Annotated in this window: 7 protein-coding genes and 1 pseudogene; 1 reads left to right on the plus strand and 7 read right to left on the minus strand. The window is 40.8% G+C overall.

The features are described from left to right. Positions 1-5: 5 nt before the first annotated feature. The 3 genes from AC4HAL_RS00130 to AC4HAL_RS00140 form a co-directional block, all read right to left on the minus strand. Positions 6-1,082, minus strand: a complete 1,077-nt coding sequence (locus tag AC4HAL_RS00130; RefSeq protein ID WP_491092396.1) for a hypothetical protein — start codon at positions 1,080-1,082, stop codon at positions 6-8. Positions 1,083-1,150: 68 nt separating this feature from the next. After that, entirely contained in the window at positions 1,151-3,769 is a 2,619-nt protein-coding gene (locus AC4HAL_RS00135; protein ID WP_491092397.1) for an ABC transporter permease, read from the minus strand. A 13-nt stretch (positions 3,770-3,782) separates the two neighbouring features. Then, positions 3,783-4,484 (minus strand): ABC transporter ATP-binding protein, encoded by a 702-nt coding sequence (locus AC4HAL_RS00140; RefSeq protein ID WP_491092398.1) that lies wholly within the window; start codon positions 4,482-4,484, stop codon positions 3,783-3,785. A gap of 326 nt (positions 4,485-4,810) precedes the next feature. Here AC4HAL_RS00140 and AC4HAL_RS00145 point away from each other — a divergent pair, with 326 nt between their 5' ends. Beyond that, on the plus strand, positions 4,811-5,377 hold the full coding sequence (locus AC4HAL_RS00145) for a TetR/AcrR family transcriptional regulator (protein ID WP_491092399.1): 567 nt from the start codon (positions 4,811-4,813) through the stop codon (positions 5,375-5,377). Between the two features lie 337 nt (positions 5,378-5,714). On the opposite strand, the pseudogene gtfB reads toward AC4HAL_RS00145, so the two are convergent. The 4 genes and pseudogenes from gtfB to rexB form a co-directional block, all read right to left on the minus strand. Continuing rightward, positions 5,715-7,034 (minus strand): annotated as a pseudogene (gene gtfB / locus AC4HAL_RS00150) (accessory Sec system glycosylation chaperone GtfB); the annotation flags it as partial. Continuing rightward, positions 7,027-8,538, minus strand: a complete 1,512-nt coding sequence (gene gtfA, locus AC4HAL_RS00155) for an accessory Sec system glycosyltransferase GtfA (protein ID WP_491092400.1) — start codon at positions 8,536-8,538, stop codon at positions 7,027-7,029. The pseudogene gtfB and the gene gtfA, both read right to left, overlap by 8 nt. 720 nt (positions 8,539-9,258) lie before the next feature. Continuing rightward, positions 9,259-12,942, minus strand: a complete 3,684-nt coding sequence (gene addA / locus AC4HAL_RS00160) for a helicase-exonuclease AddAB subunit AddA (RefSeq protein ID WP_491092401.1) — start codon at positions 12,940-12,942, stop codon at positions 9,259-9,261. Positions 12,943-13,227: 285 nt separating this feature from the next. After that, the gene (gene rexB / locus AC4HAL_RS00165; RefSeq protein WP_491092402.1) at positions 13,228-16,551 is read right to left on the minus strand and encodes an ATP-dependent nuclease subunit B; all 3,324 of its coding nucleotides are present in this window, start codon (positions 16,549-16,551) and stop codon (positions 13,228-13,230) included. Positions 16,552-16,624 lie beyond the last annotated feature (73 nt).

Consider the following 16,624-nt stretch of genomic DNA (forward strand, 5'->3'; position numbering starts at 1 on the left):
GTTATTTACTCATGAATACTCTTCTCATATAGTGCGTAATATTTATATTCAGTACTCTCTCCACCTATGTTCCTCAATTGCCTAGCCATTTTATAGTTGTCTTCTTGAACCCAACCTAAATGAAGTTTTCGTATGCCAGCTTTTTCACTATCTTGATTAAAGACTTTATCATACATTAGTGCATCTATTCCTTTCATTCTGAAATCGGGATCAACACCAAAGAACATACCACGATAAACATCAATATTAGGGAGTTTTGTAAGATCGTATCTCCCATTAGAATAACAAGCATTAATATCTGGAACAATGACTTGAAATCCAATAAACTTTTCATTTAAGGTAACTACCGATGAGTACCTTAGTAAATCTTTAAAAGGATAAGCTGCATTATAAAAGTCTTCCCAAATCATCTCTCGAAATCCCCAGTTTTGTGTCCATGCACGATTGTATAGCGAAGCAATATTTTTTATATCACTTGCTAAATTATCCAAATTAAGCGGGCGTAGTTTAATCTCTGGATTCTTTTTCTTCACAAATTCTGCTGCTTTGCGTATTTTCGTATATGGAGGCTTTACTTCTATAATAAATTCAAGCATCTTTTTTGCAATTTTAAATCCGGCTTGCTTAAGAAGCTTATTATAATATAAAGGATTATATGGCATGAAAAATACCGGTTTTCCTGTACCCTCCAATAACAATCCTCTAGTTGAAGCGACATTATCACTCATAGGACCCATAATTTTCATAGCTCCTTGTTGTTCAGCCCAAGTACATAAAGATTTGATTAACAACTTAACTGCTTCTTCATCATCCATTGTTTCAAAATGGCTAAACATCGCTATTTTTGTATCTTTTTTAGATAAAGGGTTAATCACAATACAACTTCTACTGATAGGTTCATTATCATCGTTTATAATAATAAAAATATTAATATCCAGTTTATCATATCTTTTAATGAAACTATTTAATTCTTCTCTTGTATCAAAAATACGATTATCGTCATCTAGATAAACTTTTTTCTCAAGTTTCATAAATAGCTCAATATTCGCTTCATTAACTCCAGAAATAACCTTGTATTCCATATAATTCCACCCTTTCACTCAAATTAGATTATAACAAGATATTGTTACACATATTTATTACTTTTACATTAATCCACTGACTTCAACGCTTCCAACATATCAACATCTCTCAATCGGCGATTAACAACCCAGCCTAGGCATAATAAAATGATGCTAATCGTTATAATGGGCAGGAGGTAAACATCATAATCTACAGCTGTGGGATATCTATTATCTTGACTCATGATAGCGATAATACCCTTGTGTAAGAAATAGCCACCGACAAGACCTAGTCCAATCCCGATGATTGATAGAACAATCGTCTCTCTATAAATATAAAGGGTCACTTCCCTATTGTGAAATCCTAGAACCTTAATCGTTGACAGCTCACGTATACGCTCAGCAACATTAATACTGGTCAAATTATAAAGGATAACAATGGCTAACAAAGCAGAGATAACTGCTAGGGCCGTCACTGAAGCTCTCAAACTTTTAACAGCTGTATTAACTTGATCGATCAGCGAGATGTTTTGAGAGACAGCCGACACACCATTTATCGCTAATGCTTTTGTAGCCTGTTTTGAAACATTTTTTGATGAGGAATCTTTTAAGTGGAGCAAAACTGTATTATTAATAGCTTTTTCACCAAATACCTTATGGTAATAGTTATCTGATATAAAGATATAATGATTGACATTCATATCAACAACAGCAGACACTTTAATGTGGTACTTCTTGCCATTATCTTTAAGAACGAATGTCCCTCCTCTACTGACATGATAATATTGTGCCAATTTTTCTGATATGACTGCTCCTTGGTTAGAAAGAGAAACAGACTTGCCTGATTGAACAGACTTTAAATGAATAAAATCACCAAAATCATCACGATCAGATGCCAGAATGGTAATAGATTTTTTCTCACTCTGTCCTGCAATCTTCTCGTCAATATTGCGAGAATAAATTTTTTGGTAGCTAGAAACTGCATCAGACTTTATAAAATGGTGTAAATCCTTATTCTTATCCAGTTCACGGCCGCTTATCACCTGTAAATCATAAGATGTTATCTGTTTGAACTGATGATCTACAATTTTACTTAAGGAGGACTGGATACCAAGACCTGCAAAAAGAAGGGCAACAGATCCCGCAACGCCAAAAATTGTCATCAGCATACGCTGCTTGTACCTAAAAATATTTCTAGCTGTTACTTTTTGGGTAAAACTCAATCGTTTCCAAATAAAACTGAGTCGTTCCAAAAAAATTTTAGAGCCTTTCACCGGCGGTTTAGGAAGCAAAAGCTGTGCTGGCTTTTCTCCAAGTTCTCTCTTAGCTACTAAAAAAGCTGGAAATACAGCACTTAAGAAAGCTAGTGCAATTGTTAATAGCGCATAAGTCCAATAAAATCTCTCGTCAAGCCTGCCGATAATCGTCGTTGTTATTGAGTTGCGTGCAACAATACCAGGAAGCAGATAATGTCCCCCAAGAATCCCTAAGCTACTTCCTAACAAGCTGGCAACCAAACCATAACTAACAAATTTTTTGATAATATCACGATTTGAATAACCTAGCGCTTTCAAGACACCTGAGTTAATTCTTTCTTCATTGACAAATCGAGTCATTGTCGTAAATGTTACTAAGGCGGCTACTAGATATAAGACAAGAGGAAATAGATTTCCGATATTGTTGAGAGTCTTGCTGGATGAACGATAGGTCGTATAACCTTCTCCTCCAGACAGGGTTGAACGCGTATAGCTCTTATAGGTAGGAACTTCTAAGTTGTTCAGCTCTGTCTGGATTTTTGCAAGTTCCGATTCTTTTCTGGTGATTTTTTGCTGAGCCTCTTGAGAAGCGATTTGTGTCTCTATCGGAACAGACGATGTACTACCACCTGTTTGCCTCAATTTAGCCTTAGCATCATTAATTTGTTTACGACCTGTAGTAATGGTAGTCTTTAACTTAGATTTTATTGATTCAAAACGATGCTGGCCATTATCAGCTAAAATTTTATCCAGCTGCTCTTGATTTTTAACTAACTGACGATTGTAGTCATCAGAGAACGGACTTAGATGTCTTAAATTTTGATAACGTAGACGAGCTATGGTAGAAGTACGGTTGCTAAAAGCACTGGGAGCTACTACTCCATAAGTATGGAGATTACCATCTCCTGATGTTGAAGAACCCAAAAATTTTTTAGACCAAATCTCAGAAGAATTTACAAAACCAACAATTTTGTAAGTATTATTTTTAAGGAGCGCGTCTCTGTCTTTCGCAAACCTTATCTTATCACCTATTTTATAATCTTTTTTTGAAATAGATGATAGGGCAATCTCATTTTCTTGTCTGGGAAGTCTGCCCGACACCAATTTATAAGAGGAAATTCGCCTATTATTTGAAAAAATACGAACAGCATATTCGGTATTCTTGATAGTGGCATCACTCATTTGGCCGTACTCAACACTAACACCTTTTATACTTTCTAATTCCTTGCGATCAGCACTACTTAACCCTGCACTTGCAATAACAGATAAATCCATAGTCTTCTGACTACTTAAATAGTGATTAGCTGTTTTCTCCATATCCCGAGGTGTCGCTTTTAAACCAGTAAGGACTAGTGAACCAAGCATCAGCAATAACATAATAGATAAGAAGCGTCCCTTTGACGTGCTAAAGGATTTACCTATATTCTTCCAAAATACATGTTTCTTTACCATCAATAAACTCTCCTTAGTATTCTAGTACATCAATATCTTGAGGAGACTCATTTTGTTCGATTGAACTGACCTTGGCATCATGCATATGAATGACACGATCCGCAATAGCTGCTAAGGCTGAATTATGAGTTACAATAATAACGGTTGCCCCTTTATTACGGGACATATCCTGCAAAATTTTTAAGACCTGCTTCCCTGTCTTATAATCAAGCGCACCAGTTGGCTCGTCACACAGTAAAATTTTTGGGTTTTTGGCAACAGCGCGTGCAATCGATACGCGCTGCTGTTCACCGCCTGATAACTGTGCGGGAAAATTATTAAGCCGATCTCCTAGGCCAACATCTATTAACATTTCTTTGGAATCCCTAGCTCCAGTCACGATTTCTGAAGCCAATTCAACATTTTCTTTAGCCGTCAAATTGGGAACTAAATTATAAAACTGAAAGACAAAGCCAACATCTGTTCTGCGATAATCCGTCAATTCTTTCTGATTGTAGTTGGTAATATCAATTCCATCAATAATCACCTGCCCTTCGTCGTTAGTATCCATCCCTCCTAAAATGTTCAGAACTGTTGATTTTCCTGCCCCTGAAGCGCCTAAGATAACAGCTAGTTCTCCTTGCTCAACTTCAAAACTAACATCATTATTGGCAATAATTTCTGTTTCTCCAGTTTGATAACGCTTAAATGAATGCTTCATTTCAATATAAGACATCGTTTCCTCCATCTAATAGGATAAAAAGTGATTAAGATTTTAGAAAAGCGACCCTTCTAACTGTAGGCAGAACGTTTCTAAATCCTAAAACTTTTAGAGGATAGCTGAGATTTCAAGTGCCTAGTTCATTCTCACAGCTTTATTCCCCTTAACACCGTTTATCTTAGCAGAAATAAGGATGACAAAACAAGACCAAAAAGTTGTCGGTCTGTTAACAAAAATAGGCTGCTTAAATTGCCTAAAAACAATTTAAACTTCCATTTACTCTATTTTTATTTTACAAGCTGACAACTTTTTTTATATAATCACACTACAAGGAGGCAGATATGGTTTTAGGTAGTCATGAAAATATTATTAACGCTGTCTTTAGGATCGTTTCACAACATCCCAATAAAGAAAAACTCACTTTAACAGAGATTGCTGAGGAAGCTGGTATGACAAGGCAAGCGATTTACAAAAAACATTATCACAATGTTGATGAGATTTTTGAAGATATCCATACTTCTATTACTCAAGAAGCTTTTGCACAGCTAGAGAAAGTCATGGGAAGTCAAAAATATTTATCTTTCTATGATATTGTCTCTGAAGTCATAATTCCTACAATTTACAAAAATCGGATGTGGGGACGATTTCTTTATAGCAGTATGATGAAAGCAAGATGGGAGCAATTTCTGGACAAAGAGTATGCTCCTATACTAGATCATATGGCTACTACAGTCATCAACCACGGCCCCTTCCCCCAAAAAAGTATGATAAAGATTATGAGGGCGTATGTTTTTGCCATTATTGCCGAGTGGATCTCTGAGGATTTTCCAGAACCACCCGAAATATTTGCTAAAAAATTTAAAATGATGATGGAATCTACTCCAAAATTTCTGATTGACGGACGTTAAGTTCTTTAACCTATTAGATCTAATCCAATGAACTTGTGCCAAAAAGATTAGGCAGGAGCTCAAAAAATCCGCTAATGTTGGTTTTGTACGCCAAATCTTATGGTTTCCTGCTGAAGATATTCCACATCTTATGATGACATCTTAATAAATGGAATAGAGTCGCCTCTTTTCAGATCGTTTTAGATTATCAGGGTGTGATGCCAGCATATATCTGCTGCTCTAGTGCATGGAGAAATCATGAAATTTTCAAAGAGTATAAATCATAAAACACTGTCATTACTGATGGCATATTAAAAGACCTAGCATCTCTAGGTCTTTTGTCATGATCCATTTTCTATCCCAACTCACGCTTGTAATCTTCTGGTATAGCTAGGTTAGCAGCTTTATACTGTGCTTGCAGATCCAGCGTCGTAGCAGCCTGATTGCCGAGAACATTGCGGAGTCTGTCGCGCAATCCCGCATAATCGTCAAGGCTAAAGAAAAGTTCCGGTGCTGAATAGCGCGGATTATGCATCCGCTCCTTGAAACCTAAAATGAGCTGACGGCTCTCAAAAGCTGTCCGAATAGCCGATAGAATTTCATTCCCCTGATTGATATCCAGATAAATATCACAGCGGCCAAAAAGCTGACGAACTGTCAGATTGGTGACATTAGGATAGAGGTGAACATTGCTGTGACGTCCCAAACTTAGGAGTTTACTGGACATCTCCGTAATAGCCGCAATATGCAGAGTCATATCAGGGAAGTCTTCAACGAATGTTTCGATATAATCCAACTGGTCAGAATTGGTGAGAATCAAGGCTTCCTTACGAGCCTGATTATCACGCTGGAAGGGATAGAGCAAACCGACATAAGTGAAAAAATGCCTTTGATCAGGAGTTACCAAGCGCAAAATCTGCTCATAGGTCTCACGATTCTGAACCACAATCTTGGTCTTACGCACAGCGGTCTCATCCAGCAGAAGCTCCATATTATGAGGAAGCGTATCACCAACTGGCTCCTGCCAAAAGAGTACGTCTTCACCGGCTTGGTTCAATTGATACTTAACTAAGAAAGGCATGCCCAAAGAATTAAAGAGGATCCGCTCCAAATTATAGCCCGATGCTTGGATATAATAGGTTACAAAATCAGCCTTGGATTTGAAGATATAAATCTTGCTTTCATGTTCCAGAATCAAATCACCAGTAACATAATTTTCAACTAGAACCTCTTTTCCTTCTTTATTGTAATAGGATTTTTGAACAGCTTGACTGTCACGGTTGTAAATCGTTTGTGCGAAGCGGTAACCATATTTATTGTAGTGGTCAGTGCTACGTACATGCCCTGCCTCGTCCAGCCAGTCAACCGACTGCACAAAACGATTATGGCTGGGCTTGGAAAAGTTGATATTAGCCCGCTTCTTGTTAAGATCAAAAATCTCACCGCTGTTGTTCGTCCCTTTGATCTCCCAAAATGTGGGTACAGGAATTTCATTGAAATGCAAGGGTTTACCTTGGGCATTAACAAAACCAGTGAAAAAAAGGAAAGGGGACGTGACATCATCCGGCAGGAAGCCGTTATCATTAATAGCGATGGTTGTATTTTGATATCCGGACAGAATCAGCGAATAGTGTAAGTCCCAACTATCTTGATTATAATTTTCAAATAAGTTAATCATTGGTCATCTCCTTAATCAGTTGATTCCACTTGTCTTCAACCTTATCTGTCAGATAGTCCTGAGCCATATCATAGGAAACCCGATGCATGTCATCGAGATTGGCTAGGGTGAAAATTTGAACAATCTTAGCACTTAAATGCTCGACGATTTCCTGATCGCTGTCCAGCTCAGAAATAGGCAGCAGATAGCCATTATCACCATCTTTAATAAAGTTTTGATTGCCGTAGCGAACATCAAAACCAATCAGGGGCAGCCCAGAACCAATCGCTTCCAGTAGGGTCAAACCAAATCCTTCACTCTTAGAAGCTGAAAGATAAACCTCATGCTGCATATAAGTATCTGTCAGATCCTGATGTCCTCGCAGTTGGATATAATTCTTGGCCCCCTTCTCCTCAATCAGCTGGCGGAGTTTAGCCTCTTCACTGCCAGAGCCGTAAATATCAAAGTTAATATCTGGAACAAGTTCATGAGCATCCACTACGGCTTCTATCAGCCAATCCACATGCTTTTCTGTAGCCAGACGGGACGCCGTCATGACAGAAAAAGGAATCCGCGGACTCTTGGGATGTCTAATCTTATCCAAACTGCCGACCGGAATTGTGACAATCTTGGGCTGCAGATTTTTATATTTCAAAAATTGATCTGCCAATAGCGTCTTTTGCCTATCTGTAGCCACAATAAACGCATCAACACTGTCAGCATTAGTAAATTGGAAATCATAATAATTATTCCAGAGAATACTGTTAGCATTGGTACCATTTTCACTAAAATGTTCAGCATGCACAACCACCGCCAATTTGGCGGGTTTAACGTGGCGGAATACGGCCTGACCAATACCAGTCGAACGATCCAGAATCACCAGATCATCTGCTGTTAATTCCAACTCTTGCATAAAGTGCTCAACCAGCTCTTCCTTAGAGTAAGAAAAATGGTTAGGAAAACGATAAAAGGGCTGGTCCCCATCGGTTATTTCGTCGTAAGCAATACTGCCATCGAGATTGTAAAAACTGCGCTTATAGAGCTTAGCTGCATTATCCTTAGGCGCATAGTACTCAGTAAAGGAAATATTTTTGCCATTATTATAGAAATCCTTGCGCACCAAATTTCCATTGGAGACAAATTCAATACGATGGATATACTCCTTGCTATGGCGGCAATAATAGGCCGTCGCAAAGTCGCGATCACCGAAGTAAAACCGCACCAGCTTGTCTTCACGGTCCGTTTTAGTAATATCACGGGTAAACTGCGCCTTTAAATCCGCCTCCGTAAAGGTCGTTGGAGCAGGCGTCTGATCAGTAAAGTAAGTATACATCCAGATAATTTGATCATCACTAAAACCGACATTGCGAGCCATGTCGATGATATTATCCTGACTGAAGAAATCTGTGAAGATGAACTTGGCATCAATATCAAGATTCTTAAAGACTTTTGAACGGTAAGCTTGGGCGTACTCAACCCCGCTGGAAGCCCAACCGATCCCAAGATTGATATTATAAACTGTCATAACTCTGTCTTTCTAAATAGATCTTCTTGTTTTTGTCCAGAAAGAAATCAGCTCTAAAAGACAAATTGCCAACTGGTAAAATTGACCATCAGTCTTGGCTAATTTCCTGCACCTTCCATAATAACACAATTCTGGTCTTTGTGCTCATCAAGAATAGCGGATCTGACTTATTTTCTTAGGTCCAGCTCTCTTAAAAAGAAGGGAAAATGGAAGCAATTTCCAGCCCTTCATCATTTCTGACTTTTAATGCAGCTTGATTAAAATACTCAATAGCCAAAGAAAATCGAAGTCCGACACGGTAAGGTCTTAAGAAAAACCGCTGAAGCTTGGAATTTTCTACACAAAACCTTACAAGGGCTTGGTTAAACCCATGAGGCTAAAATCCTTACTAGCTTGTTCTTGCAGCATAAGCGGCTGTTTGAACGCGCGCTACAACTGACTGTAGACAGCTTAAACTATCCAGTGGATACTTCAAGGATAGAGATAAGACAGGCAGTGGCTTGTACCACTGAAATACGACTAGTTCAAAAGGTCTGGGGACCGTTTGAGCTGCGCGAGGGTGAGAATATACCCCTAAATTTTCAATTTTGGTTTTTTTCACCGCTTCCGTTATCTTGGCTTCAAAGGGTACAAATACGAAATAAAGAACTAAGCTCTTAACCTAGCTCCTATTGCTTATGATTGGTGAATTTACGGCGTTTTCACGGCTAAGCTTCCGGTTCATAGAGCCTGCACAACAACCTCATCGCCGCCTAATAAAATCAGATACTTATCTATTCTCTCTATTTCGAAAGACTGCTCAAGTGCTTGGGCATAGAGGGTCATCTGATCTTGGTAGCGCTGCACTAGTTCGGCAGGATAGCGATAACGATCTGTCTTATAATCAAAGAGTAAAATCCTATCATTATAACGGATGAAGCCATCAACAATCCCTCGAATAACTACCTGTTCTCCCGACTCAGCATCGCGGTGAAGCATAGCAAAAGGCGCCTCGCGGACAAGCTGATTATCAGGATTCATAATCTCCTGTCCTAACCAATGCTGACAGAAAAAAGTCTCTAATTTTTGCAGGTCTATTTGCTGTTTAACGGCTTCATCAGCATCTACCTGAGCTAGGGCAGCCTGCAAATCTGCTAGACGCACGTCTGCCTTTATGGGCAGGCGCTGCATCAGTTCATGGGTAGCAGATCCAATAGCGGCTCCTGTCACGTTTTGATGTCTGCTGAAATCAGGCAGAGCAAAATCCGCAGCTAGAGGCTGTTTTTCTATAACATCCATGCCCTCATCTTCAAGAAGAGGCTGATAAAATTTCTTAATCTGACTGGGGGTACGAAGGGTGGGCAAATGAATCGCTGGCGCATAGGTTTTGTTCAAGGCCTCGACCCCTTCTAAGGCAGCTAGGGCACGTGCAATAGTGTCAGTCTGACGATTTTGACTGACATCGTCAGCATCCACAGGTAGACTGACCTCCAGCGGAGCTAAATCCTCCAAATCCTGATCGCCCAAATAGCGGATATCAAAGGCTAAATCAACCTCTGGAAAGTTCTGTTCGATAGCCAAAAGCCAGTCCTGAAAACTTGACCAGCCCTCGCGAGCACTGACACTCAGGCGCTCCTGATTTCTGCTGTCCCTGTACTTATCTGCCAAACGCTCCTGACTGCCCTTCCCCACCAGATAAAGCCGATTTTCGGCCCGGGTCATGGCAACATAGAGCAGGCGCATCTGCTCAGAGAGCATGGCGCGGTGGAGCTGACGCTTATTGATAAGGTAGGGCAGAGTATCCATAGAAACCTTGAGCTGCGGGCGTTTAGCCTGAGGAAAACGCTCAGCGACATCAGCAATATACTGGATACCTGCGCCATTGTACTGACTAAGAATCAATTTGCTATGCTGATCAACCTTATTGAAGGTTTTATCCAAATTTAACAAAAAGACATAAGGAAATTCCAGCCCCTTACTCTTATGAGCTGTCATCAACTGAACAGCATTTTTAGGTAAGGCAACCTCAACGTCTGCCAAATCATTATCAGTTGCGATAATCTGATCAATCATATTGATAAAACGTGACAGCCCCTTAAACCCTGTCTTTTCAAATTGATTGGCTCGTAGACCCAAGGCATAGAGATTAGCTTGACGCTGCTCTCCACCTGGCAAGGCACCAACATAATCATAATAAAATTTATCCTGATAAATCTTCCAGACAAGATCATACAGACTTCTGGTTTTGGCAAAAACACGCCAATTATCCAGCACCTGTTTAAAGGTTTTCAATTTATCAAAAAGTTGGTAATGCATTAATTCTGGATGTTGGCCTTTTCGATCCAAAGCTAGCAAGATTTTATCGTAAAAATTACCATGCTCAGCCTGTAAAGCCAGACGGGTCAACTCATCTTCATCGAAATGAAACATAGGAGATTTTAGGAGGGCAACAAGGGACTCATCGCGCAACGGATTATTAATCGTGCGCAAAGTCTCAAGCATCACGAGAACTTCAACAGACTGGAGATAATGACCATTCCCAGATTCGGCTACCAGAGGAACCCCGTACTGGTTAAAAGTCGCAAGGATCCTGTCATTTCTAGTGCGAGTCGGCACTAGAAGCGTAATGTCGTCGAAAGGTACGCCTTCTTCCCGGTGCAGACGCAGAATTTCCTTAACAACAATCTTAACTTCACCTACTGATACTTGGGGCAAATCTGCAGTTGGATGATCGGCTGTCTCTGTTTCATCTTCGTTTGCTTGTTCATCATAGATAAGTACCTGCGCCCGGTTAGCTGGAATGGGCTGGCGCTTATCCGCATTGCCTGCTACCAATCTGTGGGTCTCATCGTAAGTAATTTCTCCAATCGACTGGTCCATAAGACGGGAAAAGACGTCATTTGCAGCTTCTAAAACCTCAAGATGGCTGCGAAAATTTTCTTTGAGGACAATCAAAAGACCTGCGCTGCGCCCAGCCTCAAAAGTATCACGCCTGTCATAAGACTCAAATTTAGTTTGAAAAATTTTCGGATCGGCCTGCCGAAAACGATAGATAGACTGCTTGATGTCACCAACCATGAAGCGATTATAGCCATTGGACAGAAGATCCAAAAGCCGTTCTTGCATGTGATTATTGTCCTGATACTCATCAACCATGACTTCGTGATACTTCTGCTGGTAGAGAGCGCGAATCTGCGGCTCTGCCTCTAAAATAGCAATAGCTAAGTGGGCAATGTCGCTAAATTCAAAAGCATTCTCCTGTTTTTTACGCTCCAGATACTGGGTAGAAAAATCCTCCACAAAAGCCCGCAAAATCTGCAGCAAGGGTAAGGTCTGCGGCTGATAATCACTTAGAACCTGAACCGTCGATAGTGCCTGTTCCAATTCCAAAAAAGGCCTTAAATACTGGGGACGCAACTTGTTATAATCAGCAGCAAAAGCCTTGAGATGCTCATCCTTGTTGTTGCCGATGCGCATCGTTAAGTTTTTACTCAAAACCTTGATAGGCTGCAGTTGCCCATGTAGTGTAGTGAGGTCTGCGGCTGGATCAAGTACTGCCAAAGCCTCCAAAAGTGCGTCAAGACTATCTAGGTACTTATAAGTCTTTTTAAATTCCTGACGAACTGTCTGAGTGTGATCTGCAAAAAATTGCTGGGCTTGTTCGATCAACCTCCCAAGGTCCTGCTCCTGCAAATAAGGCGCCAAATAAGTAGCCGTCTGCTCTTGGAAGTCTTCTTCATAGGCTTTGAGAAAAGTCTCTTTTAACCAAGCAGTTGGATTAGCCGTAGACTGACTAAAGGTATAGACAGCATAGACAATCTCTCTGAAACCAGAAGAATCCTTGCGGTTGCCAGTGAAATTGCGCACTGTCTGTTTGAAAAGCTGGGCATTGGGACCAGTCATATAATCAGCCAGCAAATCCTCATAGACTTCATTTTTCAGGATATCCTGCTCGCTTTTATCCTGCATAATACGAAAAGTCGGTGACACCCCTAGACTGTAGCCGTAGGTATTCACCAGTTTTTGCGCAAAAGCATCCATAGTACCAATGTCAGCATTGGGCAAATCAGCCAGTTGAGCAGACAAATGTTGCTTGAGTGCACGATAAGAGGTCTGAGCAATTTCCTGCATCAGCTTGGCTTCAATTCTCTCCTTAAGTTCTTCAGCAGCTTTGACTGTAAAGGTTGAGATAAAAAGCTGACTGATAGTGACACCGCGCTTAAGCATATCAATAATGCGTTCAACCATAACAAAGGTCTTACCTGAGCCAGCCGATGCCGAAACTAAAATATTTGTTCCATTGCTGTAAATCGCATCAATTTGCTCTGGTGTCCTCGGCAGCCGCTGCTCTCGCTGGCTGGCTGCGACTTCCTTAGATTTCAGTTCTACTATTTGTTTATCCGTTAAAAATGCTTGTAACTCCACTGAACGTCTCCTTTTAAACAAGATACTAAGCTCTAAAAAAGAGGCTAGCAATTTAAGAAAGTGGTAATATCACCTGCCTACAGACAAGAACATCTGCTTTAATTTTCAAGTTTTAGAGCAGATCTAAATCATATGGTACTAAACTTTAGCCCATTCAAAAAGCATAGTAATATGACAACGGTGCTGACCACTAAGAAATACTTATAAGCCAGAGTAATCAGAGCGGCATGGGCTACTGGGCTACTAGCAGGTATATTTTTTTCTTTCCTACAAACATCGACAGGCTCAGCTCCTTTGAGACATCCGACCGAGATAATCTTCCCGCTTACCCTTAAAGAGGCGGCGAGCATACTTCATGTGAAGATCAGCTTCAAAACCAGTAATACCTTTCAGTTGGTTTCCCTGAACTGAACGGCCATCCCTTGTATAAGGATTGATCGCAAAACGGCCCGACAAAATAGTCTCAGCTGCCTGCTGGTAAAGTCGCTTGGTATAGTCCAGAAGTACATCTAATTCCTCCTGACTGAACTGATTAGCCTTATTAGTATTATAATACTTGCCTAAGTGACTGGCCTCATCGGCAGCATAGAGTCCCTGATATTTAAAACTTTTATCAAAGACCTGAGGAGCATCTGCCAGATTCGTTAATTGATCCAGCTTAATCTGAGGATCTTGCATGTGTAAATACATAGCACCAAAAACAGGGCTGTGGAAATCCGCAGGCATCTGCTCTTGCATGGCTAAAATATAAGTGAGCAGCTGCGGCGTTAAACCATTGTAAAAATCACCCAAACGGAACCTTTTATCTCCTGACTTATAATCTACAATGCCTAGACTGTCAGAGAAGCGCAGCTTGTCCACACGGTCGATCTGCCCACGAATAGCCAGCTTATATTGATGGTTAAGGGGGAGAAGATAATCAAAATTCAACTCCAGCGCCTTGAGGTGAGCTGGTGTTTCCTGCCAGTGTTCATCTCCCAAATAGTGCCTCGCGCCTGCACGATCCAGTACCTCAACGGTCTCATTATCTCGCAGAATAGTTGCTGTACTGCGGGCAATATCCCAGAGAATATCTCGACTCAAACGCCCCTCAGCATCGCTATCATAAAGTTCCCGGTAGACCTCCTCCTGACTAACCTGAGTAATCGCCTGACTTAGGCGGCTGTCAAAATCAGCTGAATCAACTGGTTTTGCCATGATCTTTTCAAAAATTTTATGCAGGTATACCCCGTGATGACGAAAATCTGGGTGAATAGAATCCTCTTCCTCAAGACCTAGTACATGTTGCAAAAAGTAGGCATACTGATTATCGTAAAAAGTTGTCAAACTAGAAGCTGACAGGCGTAAAGGTTGGTCGCTTGGGTAGAGAACCTTCAGCACTTCATTCGAAATAGGAACCACCGTTAGCTCATCTGTAATGCTAGGAATATGCATATCCTTTTCGACTAATTTTTGCCGCAGGCGACGAATCATAACTGACCAGAAAGTCTGCTCATCCTTACTTAAATCAGTCGTTGAGCTAAGCTGATTGGCTTCAATAATACGCGACAGCAAGGCTTTATAGGTCCCCAAATCATCAGGCCCACCTGCAAAACTCGAAACCTCTTGGCGAATAGGCTCCACCCCCAGATCCATTAATTCCTGCAGATAAGGCGAGAGCCTGTCTTCATTTTCATTAAAAAGCTGTGGAACAGATAAAACTAACTGCTCAGTTGCCGCATTTAAAAGAGAAATCATAGCGGCATGATTTTTTTGAACGTTCTCCCGACTGGGCAGATCAAAATATCCCTGCCTATCCACTAAGCCTTCATTGAGATGACTGCGCTCGTCATCGGTAATTAGGCTGGTATTTTTGTGGACACGCGGAAAATTGCTGGCTGTTAAACCGATAGCAAAAACATAGGGGCTGGTATGAGGTTCAATCAGCTCATAGTCCTTGATTGTTACAACATCCAGCGTTGCTGGTACGGTTCGATAACTACTAGCCTGCATCCCTGCCTGCAATAGCGCCAAAAAATCATCCAGTGCAAGGCTTTGGCTACCAAAGATCAGGTGTGCTTCCTGCAGGATGTCACTAAAGGACTTCCAAACCTCGACTTCCTTTTCCTGCTCCAATTCAGATTTTCCTTGAGACAAGGTGACCATATTTTCCGATAAGTTTATCTCTTTCAAAAAGGGGATAAACTTATTAGATAAGAGATTCTTTCCTTGCTGCTTGCGGGCCTTGAAAAGTTCAAACAGAGGCTCCACAACCTGTTTACGAGTCCGATTTAGAGAGGCTAGATCATACTTGTAGAGGGTTTCACCCGAACCATTATTTCCCAAGGAAAGGTTGGCGCTAAAATCACGACTAAATTTAGTCTGACCCTTGATATCAGCAAATTTAACATACTGCTCAAATTTATCAATCTCATAGTCCGATAAATTTTTAAAAAGTCCCGACTTAATAAGGTTAAGTATATCCTCAGCCCTAAAATTATAGCGCTTAATGCGTTCCAAACTCTCAATAAAATGAATCAGCGGATGATGACTCATGGGCTCTGCTTTACCAAGATAATAGGGAATAGCGTACTTGTCAAAAATTTTGCCAATCTGAAGCTGATAGGATTCAACATCCCCCAACAAGACCAAAATATCTTTATAACGGACCCCCTGTTGCAAAAGCCGACGAATCTCCCTTGCCACCTGCTCGACTTCTTCTTTCTGACTAACAACATCCCAGACAGTCACAACTTCCTTATCTTTTGGTAATAGCTGGGGCAGTTCACTAGAAAAATCATGCCTTGCTTCAAGCAGATGTGATAAACGAGCTAAACTATCATCTTTGGAGTGTCCAATGTATTGGGCAGGCACTCCAAACTTTTGTCCCAAATCTAAGAGGAATTGAACATTAGCTTGATAGAGATTGCCATCTAGGAAAGTTGCTTTATAGGCTTTCTGGCTGGCATAGGTACCAATTATAATCTCCGCTCCTTTGTCATGCAGAGCTGTCACCAGGGCTTCCTCTTCGGCTGAAAAACGGCTGAAACCATCGACAATAACGACAAGGTGTTTCAGCTCATGGTCCAATTCTCCTCCAGTCACATGTTCCAAAAACTGTGCAATCTTGGTCTGGGACTCAAAATTTTCTTCCTCTAAAATTTGATAGAGATTGGAAAAAATGATGGCTAAATCCTGATATTTGAGGTCTGACTCCAAATCTTTCAAGTCAAAAATACTTAGATTAGACCGCTGCAGTTCATGATAGAGGTCGACCAGCTGCTGAATAAAATTGCTATCCTTGCGCAGACCGCTATAAAGTTTGAGGCTATCGTCCTCCATTTGAGAAAGAACACGGAAGAAAAGCATACTGAGCCCTGTATCAGTCAGAGCTTCTGTGTCTGCAATATCGTTGAGAACGAAATAACGCGCCATTTGGGCAAAGCGCGTAACAGTAATTTGAAAAGAGGCTGAAACGGGCAAATATTCCAAAACCCGACGTTCTTTTTCAAAAGATAGGGAATTGGGGGCAATATAAAAGACCCGACGGCCTGCCTGAGCTTGCTCATAGGCTAGCTGAGCCAGCTGATCCGTCAAATGACTACGAATATCCGTATAAAGTAATTTCATGACAGCCCTCCAAACACTATTTATACTCAATGAAAGTCAAAATCAATGACGTATGACTCTGATTTTTAAAGAG

The sequence above is a fragment of the Streptococcus sp. ELY_125 genome, assembly GCF_058314535.1.